At 46.4% G+C, this 23261-nt stretch carries 24 protein-coding genes and 1 pseudogene; 4 read left to right on the plus strand and 21 right to left on the minus strand.

Annotated features, from left to right (window positions below; genetic code table 11):
• Positions 1-42: 42 nt before the first annotated feature.
• The 5 genes from L1F29_RS28070 to L1F29_RS28090 form a co-directional block, all read right to left on the minus strand.
• Entirely contained in the window at positions 43-723 is a 681-nt protein-coding gene (locus L1F29_RS28070; protein ID WP_258385318.1) for an ankyrin repeat domain-containing protein, read from the minus strand.
• Positions 724-759: 36 nt separating this feature from the next.
• Positions 760-1230, minus strand: coding sequence for a hypothetical protein (locus tag L1F29_RS28075; protein WP_258385319.1), 471 nt, complete (start codon positions 1228-1230; stop codon positions 760-762).
• 254 nt (positions 1231-1484) lie between these two features.
• Positions 1485-2315 (minus strand): GNAT family N-acetyltransferase, encoded by an 831-nt coding sequence (locus L1F29_RS28080; protein WP_258385320.1) that lies wholly within the window; start codon positions 2313-2315, stop codon positions 1485-1487.
• A gap of 427 nt (positions 2316-2742) precedes the next feature.
• Positions 2743-3033, minus strand: a complete 291-nt coding sequence (locus tag L1F29_RS28085) for a hypothetical protein (RefSeq protein WP_258385321.1) — start codon at positions 3031-3033, stop codon at positions 2743-2745.
• A gap of 211 nt (positions 3034-3244) precedes the next feature.
• Entirely contained in the window at positions 3245-3781 is a 537-nt protein-coding gene (locus L1F29_RS28090) for a dihydrofolate reductase family protein (protein ID WP_258385322.1), read from the minus strand.
• 227 nt (positions 3782-4008) lie between these two features.
• Here L1F29_RS28090 and L1F29_RS28095 point away from each other — a divergent pair.
• Positions 4009-4727: pseudogene (locus L1F29_RS28095) on the plus strand (IS110 family RNA-guided transposase); the annotation flags it as partial.
• 423 nt (positions 4728-5150) lie between these two features.
• Here L1F29_RS28095 and L1F29_RS28100 read toward each other — a convergent pair.
• The 3 genes from L1F29_RS28100 to L1F29_RS28110 form a co-directional block, all read right to left on the minus strand.
• Positions 5151-6062: a macrolide 2'-phosphotransferase gene (locus L1F29_RS28100; RefSeq protein WP_258385323.1), complete on the minus strand. Its 912-nt coding sequence runs from the start codon at positions 6060-6062 to the stop codon at positions 5151-5153.
• 404 nt (positions 6063-6466) lie between these two features.
• Positions 6467-7138 (minus strand): response regulator, encoded by a 672-nt coding sequence (locus L1F29_RS28105; protein ID WP_258385324.1) that lies wholly within the window; start codon positions 7136-7138, stop codon positions 6467-6469.
• Positions 7098-8312 carry a sensor histidine kinase gene (locus L1F29_RS28110; RefSeq protein WP_258385325.1) on the minus strand — a complete coding sequence of 405 codons (1215 nt, stop codon included), beginning with the start codon at positions 8310-8312 and terminating at the stop codon, positions 7098-7100. Before L1F29_RS28110 ends, L1F29_RS28105 begins: the two co-directional genes overlap by 41 nt.
• Positions 8313-8477: 165 nt before the next feature.
• Here L1F29_RS28110 and L1F29_RS28115 point away from each other — a divergent pair, with 165 nt between their 5' ends.
• Together L1F29_RS28115 and L1F29_RS28120 are read left to right on the plus strand one after the other, a co-directional pair.
• Positions 8478-8927, plus strand: coding sequence for a hypothetical protein (locus tag L1F29_RS28115; protein ID WP_258385326.1), 450 nt, complete (start codon positions 8478-8480; stop codon positions 8925-8927).
• 214 nt (positions 8928-9141) lie between these two features.
• On the plus strand, positions 9142-9642 hold the full coding sequence (locus L1F29_RS28120) for a FixH family protein (RefSeq protein ID WP_258385327.1): 501 nt from the start codon (positions 9142-9144) through the stop codon (positions 9640-9642).
• Positions 9643-9775: 133 nt separating this feature from the next.
• On the opposite strand, the gene L1F29_RS34535 is transcribed toward L1F29_RS28120, so the two are convergent.
• From L1F29_RS34535 to L1F29_RS28180, 13 genes are all read right to left on the minus strand, one after another.
• The gene (locus tag L1F29_RS34535; RefSeq protein ID WP_373876440.1) at positions 9776-9892 is read right to left on the minus strand and encodes a hypothetical protein; all 117 of its coding nucleotides are present in this window, start codon (positions 9890-9892) and stop codon (positions 9776-9778) included.
• A gap of 214 nt (positions 9893-10106) precedes the next feature.
• Positions 10107-10559, minus strand: coding sequence for a hypothetical protein (locus L1F29_RS28130; protein ID WP_258385329.1), 453 nt, complete (start codon positions 10557-10559; stop codon positions 10107-10109).
• A 303-nt stretch (positions 10560-10862) separates the two neighbouring features.
• Positions 10863-11696 (minus strand): nucleotidyltransferase domain-containing protein, encoded by an 834-nt coding sequence (locus L1F29_RS28135; protein ID WP_258385330.1) that lies wholly within the window; start codon positions 11694-11696, stop codon positions 10863-10865.
• 228 nt (positions 11697-11924) lie between these two features.
• Positions 11925-12143, minus strand: coding sequence for a helix-turn-helix domain-containing protein (locus tag L1F29_RS28140; RefSeq protein ID WP_258385331.1), 219 nt, complete (start codon positions 12141-12143; stop codon positions 11925-11927).
• 10 nt (positions 12144-12153) lie between these two features.
• Positions 12154-12636 (minus strand): DUF2975 domain-containing protein, encoded by a 483-nt coding sequence (locus L1F29_RS28145; protein ID WP_258385332.1) that lies wholly within the window; start codon positions 12634-12636, stop codon positions 12154-12156.
• 360 nt (positions 12637-12996) lie between these two features.
• Complete coding sequence (locus tag L1F29_RS34540; RefSeq protein ID WP_373876569.1) at positions 12997-13119, minus strand: zinc ribbon domain-containing protein; 123 nt, start codon at positions 13117-13119, stop codon at positions 12997-12999.
• Between the two features lie 468 nt (positions 13120-13587).
• Entirely contained in the window at positions 13588-14088 is a 501-nt protein-coding gene (locus tag L1F29_RS28150) for a transposase (protein WP_258385333.1), read from the minus strand.
• A gap of 464 nt (positions 14089-14552) precedes the next feature.
• Positions 14553-16148, minus strand: a complete 1596-nt coding sequence (locus tag L1F29_RS28155) for a M20/M25/M40 family metallo-hydrolase (protein WP_258385334.1) — start codon at positions 16146-16148, stop codon at positions 14553-14555.
• A gap of 217 nt (positions 16149-16365) precedes the next feature.
• Positions 16366-17499: a sensor histidine kinase gene (locus L1F29_RS28160; RefSeq protein ID WP_258385335.1), complete on the minus strand. Its 1134-nt coding sequence runs from the start codon at positions 17497-17499 to the stop codon at positions 16366-16368.
• Positions 17486-18181 (minus strand): response regulator transcription factor, encoded by a 696-nt coding sequence (locus L1F29_RS28165; RefSeq protein WP_309252347.1) that lies wholly within the window; start codon positions 18179-18181, stop codon positions 17486-17488. The genes L1F29_RS28160 and L1F29_RS28165 overlap by 14 nt, the downstream gene beginning before the upstream one ends.
• A gap of 724 nt (positions 18182-18905) precedes the next feature.
• Positions 18906-20021 (minus strand): hypothetical protein, encoded by a 1116-nt coding sequence (locus L1F29_RS28170; RefSeq protein WP_258385336.1) that lies wholly within the window; start codon positions 20019-20021, stop codon positions 18906-18908.
• Positions 20014-21471, minus strand: coding sequence for a sensor histidine kinase (locus L1F29_RS28175; protein ID WP_258385337.1), 1458 nt, complete (start codon positions 21469-21471; stop codon positions 20014-20016). Before L1F29_RS28175 ends, L1F29_RS28170 begins: the two co-directional genes overlap by 8 nt.
• 14 nt (positions 21472-21485) lie before the next feature.
• Complete coding sequence (locus tag L1F29_RS28180; protein ID WP_258385338.1) at positions 21486-22184, minus strand: response regulator; 699 nt, start codon at positions 22182-22184, stop codon at positions 21486-21488.
• Positions 22185-22406: 222 nt separating this feature from the next.
• On the opposite strand from L1F29_RS28180, the gene L1F29_RS28185 reads away from it, so the two are divergent.
• On the plus strand, positions 22407-23171 hold the full coding sequence (locus tag L1F29_RS28185; RefSeq protein ID WP_258385339.1) for a M15 family metallopeptidase: 765 nt from the start codon (positions 22407-22409) through the stop codon (positions 23169-23171).
• Positions 23172-23261 lie beyond the last annotated feature (90 nt).

Here is a 23261-nt window from a genome sequence, read left to right on the forward strand (position 1 = left end):
CTCGATTAATCTAATAATGAAGTACAAGGTTATTTTTCTCCTTTATACAAAAAGACCCAGAACTTTTATTCGACTTTCTAATACCGCTAACTTTTTGGGCGATATTCCCTCTTTGTTTTCTTGATTGAAATCAGCCCCAAACTGCAGCAGTAATTTGAGGTGCTCCATTTTATATTTTCTTTTTAAAGCGTAAAGGAGCGCTGTATCCCCATCAGGATCTTCGTAGTTTACATTTGCACCGTTTTTTAAAAACCATTCTGCCATGCGAAACTTTTTCCACTTAAATGCCCCAAGAAATGCAGCATCTTCAATTTCAGCTCCATATTTTTCAAACAGATCAGCGGCTTTAACATCGTCATACCAAGCAATGGCAAACATACAATGGTTGGGGTCAGCGCCTGCAGTTAGAAGATAGGTATACAGCTTCTCGTTACGTCCTCGTGTATATGCATACCAAAGCGGTGTTGCGGAAAAAAAACCGCATTGACGATCAGGAATTTTATGAATCGAATTCATGTCCATACCGCTTTGTATAAGCAATTTCAATATATAAAGACTGGCTTCAACTTTTGTTGGATCTTTGGAAATATCAAGACCGCACAAATAATGAAGCGCATTTTTGCCGTCTTCTTCAGACCATTTAACCCACTTTGAATCTATCTGGAGCAACTCTTTAATTGAGGTAATATCCAAATCCTTCACTGCCTTGATGAACCTGTTCATAGGCATAGACCCCCTAATTATTGTCTGAAGTTCTGATTAAAATATATCCATAAAAGATAATACATGAACTTTGACTTTTTCCTTCTCTTCCTCTGTCATATTTTCCAATTGAAAATGTTCAATTTTATCATCGGGTATTAGGATTGTTGACGGCTCTTGGAGCACTTCTTTGCGACTATCTCCATCTTCTGCAAGTGTTACATTAGATTTAGAAAAATTAGAATGTATTATTTCTGTTTTTATATAATTACCTTCTATATTATAAAAATCTTCAATGGCTTTAATATCAGTCTTTATATGGTTTTTCCCCTCTTCAATAGTAGTTATCGCATTTACCTTCTTGTAACCAGTCGTTACAAAAAAACCTTCATCGTTTCGTTCTGATATTTCCGCCACAAAAACCTCAATATGTTGAATTTTTCCCATATTGCTGCATGCACTCAATAGAAAAATAGTAAATGTAAAACATACTTTCATTAAATAAACTGACGAAGAATGATTCTTCAAGTCCACATCCCCCAAGCTCAAACTTAATTAAAATTCCCCAAAAAACTACTCTCCTCGTTAGATCAACAAACGCTTTTAACCACGATAGCTCAACTCTCATCAGGAAATTTTGTGTAGATGTAAAAAGGATCAGCCGTGGCGGATCCTTCTGTTGTTTTATTGAGCTATCTTGTCCCGTTAGCGCAACAACAGGCCACGGCGACAGCCTGTTGTTTATTGTTGAGCTACAGTGTTCCGATAGCGCAATCGAACATTCATATAGAGAAACTTGGTTGATATTTATAGTAATCTTGTGCATGTACCGCTTTGAATCCAACCGATTCATATAACCCTAGAGCATGGTCGTTTTTCGTTTCGACTTCTAAGTGTACGGAGTATCCGGCCGAGCTTTGCTCTTTAATAACTCGGCGCAACACTTTTCTGCCTATTCCTTTGCCTCGGTATTCTGGCAGAATGGCAAATCCATAAATCCACGCTTGCCCCTCTTCACGGCTCACTCGAATTTTCCCTACCGTCCCTTCGTTCACGACAATCATGAGCATATTAGTGTTATCCCCCAAGGCCATGCTTTCCATCGCTCTGGCGTCTTCTTCGTCCACTCCGAACGCCGTAACGGATAATCGTACGCGCATTTCGTAATCTTCTAATGTTGCTTGCCTCAGAAGAATATTATCCGTTCCTTCAAGAGGCTTTTCTTTCCACTCCATTTGATGCTCCGAGAATGCATATTCAGCACCTTGTTTACACAAAAAAGCTTTTGCCGTATCGGATCCCGCAGGCGCGTTCAACAAGATTTTCTTGTATCCGTTTTGTTTGACCTTTTCCATTCCTAGTCGGAACAATCGATGGAAATGCCCCTTTCGTCGTTCACTTGGATTAACCATGCCGCATACTTCGACTGTAGAACCAAAAGCGTACAAACCTAAAAACGCTACAAGCTCGTCATTTTCGTAATGAAAAAAATCCAGTTGATCAGATCCGCGGTTTTCAAGCATCTCCCAGTTAAGCTTCAGTTGTAAATGATCATGAGTCTCACACTCTTTTTGCAATTGTTCAATATCTTTTAATTGTTGTGTCGTTAACATTTTTTCTCCTTTGGCTGTCCGCATTATAACTGTTATTCTACCAGGGTAATTTAAAGTGACGGATTGATCCCTTAGCCGGGTCGAATAAATTGATGTATTTGCTCCATGGTGCGTTAAACTAACGTTTCCCGTTAGCTTAACGAAAAAAGGAGCATCTGCCGCGGCGATCTGCTCCCTGGATCGTTCAACTATCGTTCTCCGTTAGTAAAAAAATCAAGTTAATTACCTGCCAATTCTTCTTAAGTGAATTATATAATTTCACAATCGATCGATCGGATTCCAATATAGTTTATATTTTCCATATTACTTCGAAATCGTGATAACTATTAATCCCGTATAGCAATGGGGACATCGTTGGAAGTGAACGGAATAATGCTTTTACTTTCAATATGTGTCTGCAGGGATCAAATAAAAAATCAGTTAAAGATTATATTTCAAGATAGCGCTCTTGATCATAGGGTAGGCTCCCATAAATTTTTGAAGCGTCTTTTTGTTCATTTGAAGCATCTCGATACAGCAGCCATATCTCATACCCTTCAATAATAAGTTCGAATTGTTGATTTGTGATAGGGCTGAGCAAATAGTAGTCATCGTAATCGTCTAGTGCCTCATCGAAATTTCTATTGAAAATATAAGGGACTCCTTGATAATCTGCTACACCTGTCTTTGGCCCATCCCACCAGTCATGTATTGTGTATACTTTCTCGTACGAAATCATGAATGTCACCCTGTTCCTGGATTAACATCAATAGCTATACTTAATTCAATACTATCGTCTCCGTTAGGTCAATCGTCAATTCCATAAATAACTACGTCATTTCGCATAACTGAACAAATTTCAAAGAATAAGGGATCCTCTGACTGCCGCTACAGCCGGAGAATCCCTATTAAAGTAACGTGCCCTTTAGGCCGCTGGGTCAACCGCACAACTAAGCTGGAACGTAGGTCAACCTGATCACCTGCTCGCCAATTCGATCGCTTGCCACGAGGCGCAGCGGCGGCCGCGGACCGGCGAAGAACGGCTTGCCGTGACCCAGCACGACTGGATGGAGATAGAGTCGATACTCATCAACGAGACCGAGCTCCGTTAGACTGTGGGCCAACTCCGGCCCGGCAACTTCAATCTCCCCTTCATGCTGAGCCTTCAGCCCACGTATGGCCGCTGCGAGGTCGCCCTCGATCAGAGAAGCGTTCGGACCGACGGACTTTAACGTCCTCGACACCACCCACTTCGGTTTGCTTTGCCACGCCGCTGCGTATTCCCGTTCCGGCGCATCCCATTCAAAATGGTCTCCGTCCCAACACCGCATGGTCTCGTACATGCGGCGCCCGTACAGGCTGCCCGCCATGCCGCGCAAGTCGTCAATGAAATGACGGAATAGCACGGGGTCGGGCTGAAATGCCGTGTGGTCGTGGTTGACGAACCCGTCCAGAGACTGGTTCAATGCGAAAACGATCTTTGCCATGCGACTGACTCTCCTCCCTGGTTTTCTCGCACATTCATCATCAGAATTACACTGTCCATATGCAGCCTCCTTTATGTCTACATTTTATCATCCAACAGCATGTCCGGTTTCTCATGGATTGCTAATGTGCACAGTCCTGGCCTGACCGAATACAACTTTAATTTAACGAAGGATGGTAAATTAAACAATTCTGCCCGTTCGTATTATGAGGTCATCCAGTTTTTACTGTTTTTGGGGATTTACATTCTGCGGTGGCGTTAAAGACTCTATTGGAGTTTCCGACTTCTGATGACGTGCTGAGAACTGGTAAAGCAAAAATATCGGAGAAGATTGCATCCCTATGTATGCGCCGGTCCGAACGCTGGGCAATGGAAAAGGCTGAAGCCTTACTGGCCGCGGCTGAACGGAATCCCTTCCGTAAGGCGCCATTCCAAAGCCATCTGATTAGCCTTGAGATGTACGTCAGCATGCTGCTTCATTACCGAGAGCATCTCAGCGCCCTGGAAAAGCAAATGGATGCCCTCGCTAATGATATTGAAGAATATCAGATTATCCAATCGATCCCCGGTATCGGAGAAAAAATCGCAGTAACGATTATTTCGGAAATCGGTGAAATCGATCGGTTTAATACCCAATGAAGCTGGTCGCCTTCGCCGGTGTGGACCCGAGTGTTCATATCTCCGGGAAGTTTACGGCTACAATTAACCGAATCACAAAACGTGGATCCAGCAGACTGCGTCACACCCTATTCTTAGCCGTACTCTGTAGCTTACGACGCTCCGGCATTAAGAAGATGAAGGCTTTTTACGATAAGAAGATTGCCGATGGAAAGCCGCACAAGGTTGCAATGATCGCCTGTGTGAACAAGATGCTTCATTGGATATTTGCGCTGCTTAAACGCAAGGAAACCTTTCCTCGACTTAGCCTAGAGTACCACTTCATGTAAAACCTTCCATTTAAACGATGGAGGGTTATTTGGCATGCACATATATTATGTATAGCATCATCTACTCAAGTTTTTATTGAAAAATCTTGACAAGATATTGGCTGGTTTAGCGGAGCGAAGGGGCCGCCGCGCGGCAGCCCCTCCTAAGTAGAACTATTGTGCTCCGTTAGAATGACCTTGAGCTTGTTTAGCCCGTTCATTCCGCCAACTCATTATGGAGTAACCAACCTAATGGTAATTGCTAATGTACCCCATCTAGTCTCTTGTTCAGGCGAATATATCTTGTAGGTTCTTTCAACCATTTCATCTATTGACCGACCCTTTCTATAACGGCAAATTTCAAGGTCATCTTTTACGAAATAGAACCACCGCGAAAACTTGAAACGAATAGGCTCCCGGAACATTCCGGAAGCCCGTCATTCATTACCCTTGTATGCCTAACATATATTGAGCATACTGTCGATACTCATCAGAGTTGGTTTTCTCAGCAAACAATGCGATCAGCACCGGATAAGCTGCATACCGCTCCGCGATATGCTCCGCCATGCGTGCCCATACCCTGCCGCCTTTACGTTCATACCGATCAATCAGTTCGCTCAAACCATTCGCGCCAAATAACGCATAATAGATTTGGAAATCTATTGACGGATCGGAAACTTCCCCTTCAGTCCAATCGATCAGCCCCGTGACGTGCCCATGATCGCCGATCAACAGATGTCCTGGATGTATATCCCCATGAACTACAGTCGTGAAAGTCGGCCAGTATGAATCATCAGCCATCCACCGCTGCCAGCGTGTCCAGAGCGAATCGGAAACGTCGTAATTTCGCTTCACCCATTCCATTTTTTCTCGGAAATCGGTCCGCGCCTCCGTTGAAGTCAAGATGCGAATGCCCTCGGACGTCGCTTCGTCGGTACCGACCGTGTGAAGAGCTGCCAACGTTGTGGCCATCGTATCAACAAACGCCTCCGGTAAGTTCTTTTCGTCGATCTCCCAAACATACTGCCGCGCCTCAGGGTCGATCGTCGCTGCCGGGATACCCTTGAGTCTCGGATAAGCGATCAACTCCGCCGTATGAATTTTCCAATCCGGTACCGCCACTGGAAGCCGCGGTTTCACCAGCGAAAGTACGCGCCGCTCGTATGAGGCGGACTCCACCACATCGTCGCGTCGCGGCAGACGCAAAACCCAGGGCGTTCCTCCCTCGTCTTCGGCAAAGCACGCCAAAAAATCCAATCCGGATTCGTTAATTAGCACCGAGTCCGGATTCAATGACAATCCATACTTTAATGCAAGCTCCAACACCGTAGCTACGTGATCCTCGTTTTTCTCCATAAAAAACACCTCTTCAATAAAATTGTTATTAGAAATGTTTCCAACGCAAATAAGCCATCCTCAAATTTTATAAAAATGGGGCAAGCCTCATTCGTCTATTCCTATTAACGAATTCGCATGAAGTGGATGCACATAATGGAAGCCTCCGGTTAATTGTTAGGGAATACCCGACTAGATTATACCACGTTATACGGTTCGCTGAAAACTTGCCGCTATTTATGTGGAACCGCCGTTTATCGCCGCCAGCTATACGTTTCGGAAACTGCTGGAACACCCCCCTGGCGCCGCTAAAGCCGGCCGGGATACGATTGCCGGGACTGCCTCCGCAGCTAACAAGCTGTCACCCGATCGGGCAAAAACATCGCCGGCAGCCGTTTCAATAACATGATTTAATTGTTCCTTAATTACTTCACGAGCTTCATTCGAATTGCAGTGACCACTGCCTGTGTGCGGTCCTGCGCCCCAAGTTTTTGCATGATATGGTGGATATGCGTTTTTGCTGTGCCTTCAGAAATGCATAAAATCGCAGATATTTCGTGGTTTCTCTTACCGTATGCAAGTAGCTGCAATACTTCCGTTTCACGCTCCGTCAAGGCGCCAAGCAGCCGATCTTTCCCGGGTGAATCCGGCTCCTCCATACCTGAAGTTAATATTTGGTCTAGAGCACGTTTGGCCGTGCTGCTATTGAACAGGGTTGCCCCCCGGTACATGGCCCGTATGCCGCTCAGCAATTCATCGGTTTCCGTATCCTTCAATAAATAGCCGGAAGCCCCAGCACGAATCCCGTCAAACACATACTGTTCAACATCGAATGTCGTTAAGAGGACGACTTTTGTGTCAGGCAAAGCTTCAACGATAGACTTTGTTGCCATGATACCCGTTCCGCCCGGCATGCGGATATCCATCAAGACGAGATCTGGAACATTTCGCAATGCGATGTCAACCGCTTCTTCTCCGGTTGAAGCCTCTCCGACCACCTGCATATCTTTTTGAATGTCCAATATGTAACGCAATCCTTTGCGGATGAAAGGCTGGTCATCTGCCAGTACGATTCGAATCATTTTCTCGGTTTGCATGAATCGTCTCCTTATAAGCCGTACTCGAAGTAATATTAAGCGGAATAACTGCTTGTATCTTTAAACCATTCGGTGAATTTGCGTAGAAAACGATGCTCCCTCCGGCAGATTTGCATCTTTCGATCATACCGTTTAGGCCAAATCCGAAATTCAAAGGTTTCTCGCCGCTGAAATAACCGTCATCCGTAATAAGGAGCATTACATGTTCATTCTCTTCTTCCACTACAATGTTAACCTGTTTCGCATCAGCATGCTTGAGGATATTGGTTAACGCTTCTTGCAAGATTCTGTAGAGAATTACACTGCATTCAACCGGCCACTCACCGATAGGTCCGATTTCTTTATATTGTATCTGTACCATAGAATTGGCTTCGATTTGAGAGACGAGGCCTTTCAGCGCGATCGGACCCAGGCCCTTCTCATCGTCCGACCATTCCTTTACTGCAAGCCTTACCTCATCCATCCCTTTCCTAGCAACCTTCAGAATCTCGTCTACGCTGTTCGCCGCCCCAGCCGGATCCTGCGGAATCATCAGCTTCAATGCTTGAAGTTGAACAATAAGCGAGGTCATTTGATGTCCAAACCCGTCATGAATGTCGCGTGCCAATCTCGTACGCTCCGTCAGCGCAGCATAGCCCATCGCCTGAACAGATGTTTGCTGCAATTCGGAATATGCCGTATTCAGTTGTTCCAGTTGCTTTCGGTTCGTTCGATGCGCTTCGCGAAGCAAGCATTGATTTCTGACCGCGATATACATTAGGACAGCTGCAATTAGAGCGCCATATGAGACCTTGTCGACCAGCATCATTGCAAAAATGAGGCAAACAGTGAAGACGGCGAGAGTAACGGTCGAGCGATTCCATTTCGGATCGGCCACACCCAGCATATACAGCAACGGCCAGAAAATGCGGTGATCAGGGTAATCGGAATGAACGATGCGAATGATGAGGGTTATGCCAGCAAGAATGCAAACCGCAAGGACGTACCTCTTAGCATTCCACCATCCTTTAGGTGCTGCCGCCATCCATATGTAACAAGCCGCGAAGGCAGCGTAAACGATAAGTACGTGGATATGCAGAAACGGATACTCTGGCATGATCAATATGAAAAAGGCAACGATAAAGATAGTATGCGCGGCGCGGGCGTTAAAGTGCTGAAATATGTTTTTATTCATTTTTCAATCCTTCATTCGGGTGGTTTACTTCATCATAACAGATGAATCCGTCTTGCTCATCAATCGATCGATATAGACGCTAAATAAAAATCAACTGCAGATAGACGTAAAAGGAATTGCATTGTGTTATTTTTGGTGTGCAAAAGAAAACGAGGAGTGATTGCCATGGAATTGGCCAAAAAAGACGAAGATGTCAAAGAGAGAGGAAGATTGAAGGTAGTAGGCATACAATTGTTGAAACGATGGCCCTCATTGTTGGCGTTAGCTATGGCCGCAACAGGGTTCCCTGCTTCGACGGATCCCATGTCATTTATCCTGGTTCTCATCGCGCTTGTCTACCCGATTGCAGGCGCAATTCGCGGTCATCTCCGCGGGGTTCGTACCCTCTTGATACAGGCGGCCGCATTACTGTTTTTCAGCATTATCGCGTTAGTGTCTCTGTATGTCGACAGAGAAACGGGACTGATCCTGCTTGCGGCAGGTTATATCGGCCATGCGGTCTGGGACTTTGCTCATTTTCGGAGCAACAAGATCGTCTGGAGGTGGTATGCGGAATGGTGCACTATTTTGGATTTGTTTATTGCAGCCTTTCTACTCGCCCCGATATTCATGTAACAAGCGGAGAGGATGCCTTTGCAATTGCATAAGATCCGATGGGGAGCGGCATTGAAATTTTTGACCATTACCATTGACCGCAGCATGATAACCTGATGCATTGCGAATCCCCTGTGATGGACGATCCTGCGCGGTGACGAGACCATAATCAGCACAGTTACTCGCTCTTCTACCAGGAACTAACGAATTTGAAACAGAAAGGGAATGATTCTAGATGGAATTGAAACGCTTGATGTACATGCTGCCGTGCCTACTCTTGCTCCTTGCCATGACCGCATGTGGTCAAGATCAAGAACAAACAGCTCTACTTTCTTCTACACCAGTCGAAGCCACATTCACGCTCGAACCGAGTCAACCTGCAGCCAGAGACAACGTTACTTTTGCGGTAACCGTTACCCAGGATGGTAAACCAGTGGATGACGCGAGCGAAGTCATATTTGAATGGTGGAAAGAGGGGCAAGAGCCTCATATGATGCTACCTGCTACTTTCCAAAACGATGGACTCTACATCGCCAAGCAGCCCATTACTGAACCGGGATCGTACTTCGTCTATTACCATGTGTCGGCACGTGATATCCACACCATGAAGAAGATCCCTTTTACGGTTACTGCCACGAAGGAACCATCCGCTTCCGCAACGACACAAGTTGAAACGCTTGCTGGCAGTCAACATGAGCAGAGTGGCACCCATGATCATGGAACTACCCGCCACTAGGATCTCTCCCTCGCTGCACAATTAAAGAAGTTATTAGTAGGTTTTGATAAAGATGAGATGAATTTCACTCTAGCGTCGCGATCAGACGATCACACGGTAGTGAAGCTGAACAACGCCGCTGCGGAAGCGGCGCTCACCGAGCAGCTCGAGCCGCATGAGGAGGTTGTCCGGCAATACTCATTCGCTTACCTCCACCCAAGAAGATCGGATTAAGAAGCAGATGACACTCGTCGATCAGTCCCGCGCTCATCGCCTGTCCGGCAAGCCCTCCAAGTATTAGTTTCCAACGAGACCAAGGCCTACCCCTCTGAATATGAACGAAGTAGCACCCGCTTTTATATTAACACATATTGGAAGTATTCTTCCCGTTAGCGCAACGAGGCTGCCGATCCATGCCGGCAGCCTCGTTCTGGTTGCTTATTGAGCTATAGTGTCCCGTTAGCGTAATGCGTTACTGTTTTTCATTATAGCGTTGATAATCCATTGTTTGGATACCATCTCAAATTCTCATGCCGTATATTGTTGGTTATTGGGTAGCGGTATTCATAAAGTAGTTTGCCATTTTTATCAAATGCCTTCGGGTAAAGCCGGTCGAGTTGAACTGCTTCATCCCATGTAAATGTCATTGGATCTCCTATACTGGCTTCTTTTTTAACTCTGTTGCCTTCAGGCCCCGCCTCAAGGTACGAAACTTCTGGATCATCCACTAAAATACTTATCACCGTGGTTTTCTCGCTAGGATTATTAAGGGATACTCCACCGATTGTTTTAATCGGATCATCTCGATGATAATGGTACACTGACATTCTTGATAGCCACAAAAAGCCAAGTGATTTTATACTAATTGCGGTTACTGGCTTTTCTGAAGAGTTGAAAATATAAACTCCGCCCCAACTGTATTTTACTTCATCTAACAAAACAGAATCTTTCGGAACGAATGCATTTGCCCTCGCAGCACTTAACCGTCAAACCTATAATCCACTCATATAACCCACGAAACACCGCCCCAGATCCCTAATGCTTCCATTTTTACAGACGTGTAATATATAGATTTGTTGCGCTTAACTGCCCGTCAGCGCAATGAAAAATGGAGCAACTGAAAAGTGCAGACTGCTCCATGGTGCATTGAACTACCGTTCCCGTTAGTTCAGTAATACTTGTTTCGTTGTCATGGTTTCATTGCTGTCTACTAAACCAAGTATTTACAGGTCAAAAGAAACTTAGTTTAGTTTTTGTAGAAGCAAATTACTCTCTGTATGAATCAAGCGAAGCAGTCCAACTAGGTCATTCAACCGCTTCAATTGTGAAGCATATTCTCTTGAATTCTCTCGACGTTTGATCGCAATTGCCTCGCGAATAAGTCCATGCCAACGTTCGGGGAATTGTGTAAGGCCATACTCTCCGGCACCAATTTTACTGGTCACTTCATGTTCCCGAATTGTATAAAATTGCCGCAACATGCCGAGAGTGCACCATTCAACTGCAAAGTCTAATTGTTCCAATGGCACTGAATGCTCCGTCATACCCGTCGAATCAAGGTTTTTTTCCAATCGGTCAATCCATCCGATCCAATAAGAATTCATATTATTAATAACGTATTTGATAAGTTCGTTAGATGATATCTCATAATTGAAGGACAATTGCTGGCCATACACACAGATGCCGTGTCTCTTAAGGATCCACCATGTGACCGGATTTAAATCCCCGTTTCCATCAGATTGCATTTTTTTATCGAAATAGGCGGGAACGAGTGGGATTTCTCCGACGGACTTTCCCACATCCTCTTGTCGGATATAGGCTCCCATAATATCTAATCCAGAAAGCGTTTGTTCAACATCTTTGTGCGCTTCCGAAATCAATCGGATATCAGATGGAGTTAACGTGCGATTAACAAATACAAGAAAGTCTATATCGCTTGAGCCCTCAATAAAAGCATTTAGAGCAGTCGAGCCATAAACATAAACAGATACAACGGTATCTGGGATGCGGAATTGTAGCGATTCGCATAACTTCCGCATAGATTTATCAACAACTTCTGGTATTATTGTAGCCATTCTGATATCCCACCTTCTTAATATGAATATGGTTATTCGCTTTAGAATAGTTGTAGGATAGAATAAGGAACTTACCCCGCTTATGATAAACGTATTATATTATTCTAAAAAGAGAAAATTCCCTAAATCTTTTTTCTAATTTTATATAAACTATCCTGCCCGTCAACGATCTGGAGCAGGTCACCGTGGCTCCTGCTCCGATCATAACTCATTTCACTATCGTCTCCGTTAGTGAGTGTCTTCGTCGCTTTTGTACTCCAAAATATCACCCGGCTGACAATCCAAAGTCTCACATATCGCTTCTAATGTTGAAAAACGAACCGCTTTTGCTTTCCCATTTTTCAGAATGGAAAGATTCGCTATAGTAATTCCAACCCTCTCCGAAAGTTCTGTTACTCTCATTTTCCTTTTTGCCAACATCACATCAACATTGATGATAATCGCCATGATATTCACCTCAGATCGTTAAATCATTTTCTGATTTTATATGAATAGCTTCTTGTAAAAGTCTTTGGAGAACAGCAGCAAAAACGGCGATCACCATAGAGGCGAAAATAATGGTCAATCCGATTGGTATGAAACTTGGAGGGTCAACTCTCTTCGCCATGAGATAGTAGAGTGGCATACCTAGCAGGTACAAGGTACTGATTGTGATGGCACAGTATTTTATATTCTTTAAAGCCTTTACGGATAATTCCGAGAAAGCTTGGTTCTTATCAATATAGCTTAAAAGTTTAAAAGCTTGATACAGAGCAAAGTAAAAAGGTATCGCTGCCGCGTACATATCGATTAAAACGAGAGATTTCATATAAGCAATATCTGGATACATTTCTCCAGCAAAATTCCCGATCTTAGGCACCAAAAATATGCACAATGCAAGAACTGGGATTCCAATAAGAATATCAGCCATCTTCAAAAAGAGTGTTGTTCCCCGTTTCATAAAGAGCACCTCGCTAATTTAATTATAAAATAACTTTAACACACAATTTATTGTTTTATAATAAATTCGTATCGATTTTTATTATATTGTTATTGTTAGTGGAATATCCTTTTTATTTTAAGCAAAAAAAATAAAAAGCATTTCCCATTACAAAGAAATGCTCTTACTGTGACATGCTCCCACCACTTATAGAAGTGGGGGCTTCCCAGGACATACCTAATAACTTAGATATCATTACTGGGCTATCTCCGCCTGCCCGGCGGTTCTCTATTCATCTATGTCATGCCTAGCATTCTAATCCCTTCGGCCCGTATGTTTCCTGCAGCATTTTCATCCCTCTGATGGGGGGCACCACAACCCTCACAGAACCCAAACTCGATCCTTAAGTGTCAGTTCCGTGTTGATCGTACCACACGTTCTGCAAAGCTTGCTCGAAGGATACCATTTATCGATCCGAACAAGCGACTTACCACGTTCGGCCAGTTTATACCCAAGGAACGCTCTGAACCCGGGTTCCTGATACTTCCATTTTTACAGATGTGTAATATACGGATTTGTTGCGCTTAACTGCCCGTCCCTCGGTTTTAAGGGTTTATCTCACATATACTCACTCATTCGCAGGATTTCATCACCTTAGTTTAGGTCAATCTCAGGAAGCAACGCAGATGATACCGGTTGAGGTGGTGTGCTGGGTATGCAGGAATAGAGGAACTATCAGGAATATTCCCCAGGTCGTTTCTACTGCACGCATACTTCACAAATCCCTTGGAGGTTCACCCTCCCAAATCTCTACGGGTCATTGCCCTTACATTCCTTCGTTATACCTGTCCAAGGTGTGGAGACCGATGGCGTTTAGCAGATGGGTCGTAGCCCTTATGGAGAACGAACTCGGTCCTCGTGCTTTCTTTGTGAAATCCCGCGAATGAGTCAATATACGTGATGTTTCTTAACTTAAGCTGCTTCTGTCCAGTTCAGGACAGTCTTCTCTGGTGTAAACGTTTCTTCTCGCTGAACAATTCCAACTAGAATTCGTGCCAACTTCCCAATTAACTTAAATATGGATTGCTGCTTTTTCATCTTCTTTTCTTGCACATTATACTCATGTAGATGGCGGAAGACAGGATTATTCCAAACGAGCTGGACGGTCGCGAGATAAAGATATTCTCGCAAGGCAGAGTCGCCTCGTTTCGAAAGAACAATTTGTCCTTTTCGCTTTCCAGACATGCTTTCAGCCAAATTCAGGCCAGCCTTCCGTAATACCTGACGTCCATGCGCATACTGCCTTAAATCTCCTGTACCAGCGAGTATAGCCGCTGTAAAGATCTTTCCGAGACCCTTTATGGTACGGAGTTGTTCCGCCATTGGAACCTCAGAAAGCAGAGCTTCGATGTCCTTTTCAATCTGCTCAAGCATGGTGGTAATTCGTTCATATTCTTCAATGAGCCGTTTCAAATCTGTCTTTGCTTCTTCTACAACAGTTCGATCTCCTACACTGCATTTTGCATGAGCTATGAGCTGTGCGGCCTTCTCGATCCCTGTAGAACCCTCAGCACGCTTTTCTTAAGCTCTACAGGAATGTTTAGTGTAATGGGCTAACTTTGTTATGACTCATTCTAAAAGGACAGGAATCATGAAGGAAAAAAATATTGTTCCAATATCAATCCATTACTTGGAAGTTGCTTTATCCTGCCGTTGGCTCAATCGACGAGGGGGGCGTGAAAAGAATCCGCCGCGACGGATCCTTTTGCTGTTTTATTGAACTATCGTTCCCGTCGTATTATGAGGTCAGCCAGTTTTTACTGGTTGACCACTTTTGTTTTGGTGGTGTATTTGTCGTGGACGGGGCAGATCGGTTGTTCCCCTGGGTCTAAAACCCGTCGCTAAAACTGATCGCCCCCTACTTGTAGAAACCATGTTTAATTTTCATTATCGAGTGCAAGTGGCGTCGTGGCGGATAACCTATATTGCGATGCAAAAAATGCCGCAAGAACAGAAACCGGAATTACACTCACAGCGACAGCCACAGGAATTGCAGGTATCATAAGCAGCACATAAATCAGCCAACATACCGGCACATACAGCAGCCATATTCCCGCCCCAAGCACAGTCGATGCGATCATTCGGCCGATCGGATACCGATCCAGAACGGCGACAATAAGCATCCCCAGTGCCGGTAACGTAAATAGGTAACTGATTTCATAGAAAAAGATCGTGCTTCCAATCACCAGCAGCAATAGTAATGACAATAAACCTGCAAGCGCTTCGGCAAGCGATTGTTTCCGCATCCGGAAGATCAAGACAGCGAGAGCACACAAGCCAGACGCTAAGGCGGTCCAGAGAAAAACCAGGTCATTGTTCGTTGTTTTGCCGAGTTGCATCATCTGTGTTAATACCGATACGATGCCCCAACTCAGTAAGCTCGCCGCACCCGTCGTACCCATTAGCCAGCCCGTGCCGATGACGATTTGGCGAAGATGAACCTTGCCGATCCGAATCTGAACAATCAGCCAGCACAAGGAAGCCAGCACGGCAAGAGCCGACAGGAAATAGGCCATGAAGTCACTCACTAACACGAGACGGCCGGGAAGGAAGGTGAAAAAAACGCTATTCCGGTTTGAAGGGCTGTCCTGAAATTGCGCTTGCGCGCCATAGTCGGCCATTTCCAAGACGGTCTGCAGAAAGTTATACGCGGTACCGCGATTCAAATTCTCAAAGCTGTCCGTGGGCTGGTGATAATGCTCCACGCCCCCCGCTACTGCGAAATTAAGCCCAGGATATCCAGCATCCAAAAATGTGGTCAAATCCGTGCCGTTCGGCATTTTGCGATAAAGCCCGGTTAAAAACGAAAAAGATATCGGGTGTGAACTGGCGGATTGAAAATGCCGCAACAGATCAAGGTTTGGTGTTGACGTTTCAAACATCAACAGTCCGCCGCGATTCCCGCGCGCATCGAAGTTCAGGACCAGATTGATTTTGCCTTGCAGCTCAGGATGCGACTTCACAAAGGCCTTCGCGCCCAGCGCGATTTCTTCCTCCCCATCCGTAAACAGAAAATAGAGGTCATTTTTCAAATCGGGATTTCTCGCTTGTTCGCGCAATGCCTCTATTAACGCGCATACGGAAACCATATCGTCAGCCGCGCCTAGGGCGTTTTCTTCACTGTCATAGTGGGCCATCATCAGGATGCCCCGGTCCGTATCGGGCGCATCGAGCTTCACCCATATATTGTTCAGAACCAGATCATCAAGGTTTTCAGGAACAACTCCGATGTGATTATTACCTGCGGACTCCCCTGAGGGCGAATTCATTGGAACGATTCGTTCTCTCTTTTGCCCTCCCGCTTGCTCACGATTTACGGTTGAGATGTCCGCGGCGGTGTATGTTTCCTGATCGATCGTCGCTTCTAGGCCCATATTGCGAGTTTGCGTCAATATATAGTTCCGTACCTCGTCAAGCTCCTTGGAACCGGCCGGGTGAGGTGCGACTGTCATGGCTTTCAGATTGGCGAGCATTTGTTGATAGGCCGGATAATCGGCATCCGATTCGGATGGCGGCGATGGCGGCCGCATTTGTTGAAAACCTGTCCAAATTCCAATCGTAAATACGAGAAGCATAAGTGAAATAGATATTTTATTTAACATCCCAAAACCCTCCTGCAAAATGAAGTATGCTCTCACTATAATGGAAGGAAGGTTAAATCAAGGTTAATAAAACGGCCTGCCGAGAAAATCAGCAGGCCTCTTTGTTTTCAGGTTTGGGTAACCGAATGACGATTGTTGTGGAGATATCCGCCACGCTTTGCACTTTGATTTCCCCACCATGCTTTTCGATGACCATCTTCACGATGGCAAGGCCCAGTCCGCTACCACCAAGCTCTCTCGAGCGCGATTTGTCTACGCAATAGAACGGATCAAATATCTTTTCGATCTGATCCTCCGGTATGCCGGTACCTGTATCGAAGATCGTAACACAAGTGTTATCCGCAGTTTCCGCAGCAGCGATGATGATGACGCCGCTTGGCTTGTTATATTTGACCGCGTTATGAATGATATTGGAAAAAGCCCTGTGCAACAAACGTTTGTCGCCGCATAGCAGCACGTTGTCGGTACGATTTTCGATGTGAATGTTTCTACTTTGAATAGGTTCGAGAAGCTCGTCGATGATATTGTCGAACAAGATCTTCGCTTCGATTGTCTCGCAAACCACGACATTCTGTTCGGCGTTCAGCTTCAGCAGATCATTCACCAAATCGCTGAGACGCTGAGCGTTATGGAGCGTGTCCTCCAGCGTTTCCTTATATTGGTCAAGCGTTGGATGATTGTCCAACTGCAGTACCTCGATGTGGGCAATCATGGCGGTGAGCGGCGTTTTAAGTTCATGCGCAGCATTGGCTGAGAAATTTTTATGCGCGACAAACGCTTTCTCCAATTTATGGATCATGCGATTAAAAGATCGGCTTAGCTTGGAAACCTCGTCATTGGACGGGGGCACACTGACTTGCCGGAACAAGTTGTTTTCGCCGATTTCCTTGATTTCCTTGCTTAAATCCGTTACAGGCTTTAAGGCTCTGCCCGTAATGAGATAGGTTAAACCGGTTCCGATTACAATGACCATTACGGCGCTTATGATTCCGAAGGCTGTAAAGTCGTTATTCCTCTCTATCACGATTGCCCTTGGCGGCCGCGGTACAAGCGGTGGTATATTATCAGATGCTTCCACTTTAAACTCTGGAAAGTCTTGGTTATAAATCTGTCGTGCGGCGTAGATCGAGGTCATCATTAACACAATGGAAGCAATAGTCAATATGAGCGCCATTAATAGGGTCAGCCGCAGCCGCAGAGGAAGATGATTAAACCGATTCATGCTGCACCCCCGCGATGAAATAGCCGATCCCTCTGGTGTTTCTGACGATTTCTTGATCCCCGAGGTGTACGGCAAGCTTCTTCTTGAGCGAATTGATATGAACTTTGAAGGTGTTGGAAAATAAATCGGTTTGACTGTCCCACACATGTTCGATAATCTCTTCTGCGCTAATGATTTTATCCTTGTGTATCATCAGATACTCGAGGATGCCATATTCCTTCTTGGTTACGTCGATCAGTTGATTTCGAACGTAAATCTGCTTTAACGCGGTATCGATTTGAAAATCTCCATGTGAGATTCGCGTATCTGTCAGAATGAATTTTCTGCGTAGTAAAGCGCGAAGCCTCGCTTCAAGTTCCTTGAAGTGAAACGGTTTCGCCATATAGTCGTTGGCACCGACATCGAGCCCCGCGATTTTGTCCTCCACCTCGGAACGCGCGGATAGGATGAGCACCTTGATTTCCTGGTTGAACTTGCGAATTTCTTTCAGAACATCTATGCCATCTATTTTCGGCAGATTCAAATCGAGCACGATCGCATCGTATTCATTGACCTGGGCGAGCCGCAAGGATTGTTCTCCATCCGAGGCGACATCGACCGCGTAGCCGAATTTTCTCAACCCCATGCCGATCGCTTTTTGCATCGATAAATCATCCTCGACAACCAACACTTTCAGATCCAACACCTCCCGCATTTCAATTAAGGTCATGATAGCCCAAGCTTGGTTAAATTACAGTAAAATTTTTCATACGTTAATCATTCACCCTATTTGTGATACGGTTCACCGGATGTCTTGCTAATTATTATACCAATCCATTACATGGGAGTTGCATTATCCTGCCTGTTAGTTGAGAAAAGGAAGAGGTCAGAACGATCGGCTGCTTTCATGTCTTCATTCAGCTATCGCTCTTCGTTAGTGAAGTTAACTATGAGAAAGGAGTAGCCCTCAGCTACTCCCTTTTGTTTAAAGGAACCTCCGCAATAACCTTGTTCCCCATAAGCACAAGCAATGTAGAATCAAGTTCCGATTTCTGCACCTCTTCAAAATCTACACCCTTCTTTATGGCATTCAAGATGAAGGGTAGCTGAATTCCCGCTGCAAATGAGCGTGAAATATTTCCTGGCCTCCAACATGTCCGCAATTCCGCCCAAGATTGTATCCTTGAGGGGCATATTCTTTATCCAATAGTTCCTTGACCTGTTGGGTGTTAAATCAAATGTGGTTTCTCTATGCATTTTTGGAATAATTAAGCGTGAACCAATTAAGACTTCTTGAGGTTTTTGAACAAAAAAGCAGTATTCATTACTAAGAACGATTCTCTGTTCTTGGTCTTTTTCAGGAAAACTCCACTCTCGTTGATCATGGAGTGATTTCATCTTTACGAGACAAATAAACATTTCCATATTTACGTCGAAAACCGGAACTGATAAACCTCATCCCCCCCCAGCCCTAACGCCACACATACGAGCGTCGTTCCTTCGCCGTTCCATTGAAGCATCGTGACGGTTCCAGGATCACTGTAGACGGTAGTCTCTGCGGACAAGCCCGCGCTTGCATTCAATGTGGCTGCAGTCAGCACCGGACGCCCTTCGCTTGATCTTACGACATACGCGATTTTCTTCTGAGCAGCGTCGACAGTCAGGTTGGTCATGAACCCTTTCTTAAGCTGCACGATCCGGTCGAAGCGCTCGCCGGAGATAAGAAACAAGCCTTCGGACCCGTTGATCCGGCCCGTGACGAGCAACCTGCCGCCGCTTAGCGGCACGAAGTCATTAATATCGCCTACGGCTAGCTGAATAGATTCCGATCCGTCCAGTGCAGCGAATCGGATGGAAGTGCTGCGGCCATCGCCGTCAGTGACCTGGAAATAGACGCGCTTCCTGTCGGGCGACACCTTCAGTCGAAACGGCTTGTCGGTGGTGGCTTTGGTCCATTTCCAGATTACCCGGCTTTCCCCCGTCTTCATATCCAACAACCGGATGCTTTCTTCGAACATCTCGATCAAGCGGCTCGCGTCGAGCATCGTTAGCATATTAGCGGCGCCGATTAGCCTATCAAGCTCTCTCCGTTCCGTAAGGTCGTACCAAACGGTAAACAAAGCCACTTCGTCGTAAACCAAATAAACAAGCTTCGTTCCATCGGGCGAGGCGGAAGCTTCAATTATGCGCGAAGAACGTACAACTTCTTCGATCGTATTATCCTTAAGGCTCAGCGTAGAGATGCCGGTCCGTTTCTTGTTCTCTCCGCTCTGCGAAAAGAAAAGCAACTTGTCGTCACCAAGCAGTCTGGCTCCGCTCAACAAATCATCACTTTGCCGCTTGACCGCACTCACGATGCGAAAATCGTCCGGTTTGCCCGCCACCGGTGTCTCGCTGTCGAGCAGAATCGTGCGGTCTCGGCTTGTGAACCACAAGAAGCCATCCCCGATTCCCCAGTATGCGGCAATGATCGTTCCCGTCAGCAATAACAGCAGACCCACTCGGGGAAGTTCCCTTGCCGGTTTTCTTCCGCTTCTAGTCATGCCCTCCCTCCTCTATCCAGATGGTCACAGCTGTTCCTCCGCCGGGGCGACTCGCAATTTCCACCTCTCCCTTGTGGCTGTCCACGATGCTTTTGACGATGGCAAGCCCAAGCCCGACGCTCCCCCGTTCTTCCTCCTTCTTCGTTCCAGGCACTCGGTAGAAAGGTTCGAACAATCGGCGCACGTGCTCCTCTGCGATTCCTGGCCCTCTGTCGGCGATGAGGACCCGAACCCGAGCCCAGTCGCGGTCAACCGAGCAATCGACGAAAGTGCCAATTCCTCCGTATTTGACGGCATTGTCGATGACATTGACCAACATCTCTCTTAACCTTAATTCGTCTCCCTGCACCGTTAGGCCTTTCTCCGCTCTGCAGCGGATTTCCATGCTGTATTTTTGTGCCTTGACGCTCATCTCGTCGCACACTCTCCGTATAAGCGCCGACATATCTACAGGCTCAAATCGCATACTGACCCGTTCGGAAGATGACTTGGAGTATTCGATAATCTGCACGACTTTCTCGTTCAATCGGCTGCTCTCTTCCATAATGTAGCGAAGGCCCTTCGTAAAAAACGGCTTGTCCGTAAATCCGTTCTCGTGCAGCATTTGCGAATAGCCCCGGATCGTCGTGAGTGGAGTTTTCAGTTCGTGGGTAACGTTGTCGAAGAACGTCTTGGTCGTTTCCTGCGTCACCTTGAGCGCATCTCGTTCCTGTTTGATGATCTCGATCTGGCTCCGGATTTGCCTGACCATTCGGTTGAACGATCGGGACAGATCCCCGATCTCGTCGTTGCCGTGCACCGGCGGCGCCGGCTCGTACCGGCCGAGCGATACTTGCTCGAGGCTGCGGGATAGCCTCTCCAAAGGCTTCGATAACCGGCTCGACAGCCATGCCACCGTCAGCAGTATAAGCATAAAGATGCCGATGGCGAACCCGCGAACTGCGGATATGAATTGCCGGGTAAAGCCGGAAAGACCGGAATAATCCTTCTCGAAATAAATGATGCCGATCGGATCGCCGTTAGAATGCATAAGTACGGATAAACTGACGGTCGTATTACCGCCGGAGGAGCGAATGGAATAGGCGTCGCTGCCTTGTAGCGCCTGGGTGAAATCGTCGCTCTGCGGCGCCAAGTTTACGTTGAGTGAAGATAGCCCATGCCCCTTCTCATCGTAAACGGACACCGCGCTGCCGACAGCGGTGTTTAGTTCCTTGACTAGGCCATCCGCTTCGCCGGATAGCGTGTTCCGATCCAGCATCATATTCTTGATTAAAAAATATTGGTTCGTGTATACCTCCAGGTTATGTCTCGCATCGACCATATCCTTTCCGATAATGCGTGACACATTCCGCTCGGTAATCGAGACGGAAACGAGCAACATCGCAGTCAATCCAACGAAGATCACAATGGAAAATGATAGCAGGAGCTTGTAACGAATCGTAAGTCTCATTCAGGAACCTCCGTTTAACGCAGCCTGTAGCCGACGCCGAATACGGTCTCAATACAGGACGGGGAATCAGGGGCGTCTAGCTTTTTGCGAATGCGCTGCACGTGAATATCCACGGTCCTCGTATCCCCCGAATAAGTAAAGCCCCAAACTTTGTCCAGCAGCTCAGCCCGGGTAAAGACGATCCTTTGGTTCTCCGCCAGGAAGAGCAGCAGATCGAACTCTTTGTTTTTCAACTCCACGGGCTCACCGCACTTCTTCACCTCACGCTTCTGCTTGGAAATTTCTATGCCCTCCCCGACAATAATCGGAGCGGCCTCTTCCCTGCTGAAACGCTCGGCCACCAGCTCGATTCTACGGAAAACTGCCCTGATTCTTGCTACGACTTCCCGAATGTCGAAGGGTTTGACTATATAGTCATCGGCACCCAATTCAATGCCTAAAATTTTGTCGACCGTATCGGATTTAGCGGTCAGCATGATGATGGGGATGCCCCAATTATCCCTGGATGCGGATTTGCACAAATCGAAACCGCTCAAGTCGGGGAGCATCAGATCCAGTAACAGCATTTCCGGCTTGAATGAGCGGACGAGATCGATCGCCTCTTGACCGGTTGCAGCATGCCTGACGCGATATCCTTCCTTCTGCAGCGCGTAGACCAGGAGTTCGGCTATGGCCGTCTCATCTTCTACGACGACTATTTTTTCATTCGGCATGACGCTCGTCCTCCATTGCGTTCGCTTAACAGTTCTTTCATTCTATCAAATAAATGAGAACACGGCGCCGTGCCGGGGCACATTTTACAAATTGGATACAACTTGTCTGCCAACAAGATACATCCTCCCGTAAGACAAGATACATCTATCTCTTATCCTTTCCTTGTGCCTATATTCATCAACCGAGAGACAGGCATTTAACAAGCGAGAGGAGTGTTCACTTTGCAAAAATCATTGTTCGCCATTATCACCTTGATCGCCCTGCTCATCTTATCCGCTTGCGGACACGGAACGATCCCCGCTTCCCCACCGGGTATCGGCAACGGTTCGGACGATACCTCCGTCGATTCCGCTAAGACGGCTGCCGATAAAATTCAGGTGCCCGAAGCAGAGGCGGCCATCGCTTCCTTGCTGATCAATAAAGACCATCCACTGCCGGAAGATTACAAGCCTGACGATCTGGTCTATCCGGACGTCAAGTTTACTTTCCTAGAGAAAATCGAGAAGCGGATGATGCGCAAACCGGCCTCGCAAGCCTTGGAGAAGCTGTTCGCCGCTGCGGCGAAAGACGGTTTGCCTCTGGCCGGCGTCTCTGCCTATCGGTCCCACGATAGGCAGAAACAGTTGTTTGAAGCATACGTCCGCAAAGACGGCGAGGCGAAAGCCCGTACCTACAGCGCGTATCCGGGAACGAGCGAGCATGAGACAGGACTTGCTATCGACGTCACTGGAGCTGATGGTAAATGTGCGGCCACGGGCTGCTTCGGCGGAACGCCAGAGGCGAAATGGCTGGCCAAGCATGCGTACGAATTCGGGTTCATCATCCGTTATCCCAAAGGAAAAGAAGACATAACCGGTTATCAATACGAACCTTGGCATTTGCGTTATGTCGGCCCAACCGCTGCCAATACCATTTATTCGCATGGATGGACGTTGGAGGAACACGCGGAGGCGATACTGGTATCCACACCCACCGGTAACGAATGAACCTAAGCAAATTTGCTTGACAAGCCGGGTTAGTAGATACTTAATTTCTTAATAGAAATAACATAATGATTCTACTCATGAATCAAGAAA

The sequence above is a fragment of the Paenibacillus spongiae genome (assembly GCF_024734895.1).
Lineage (GTDB): Bacteria > Bacillota > Bacilli > Paenibacillales > Paenibacillaceae > Paenibacillus_Z > Paenibacillus_Z spongiae.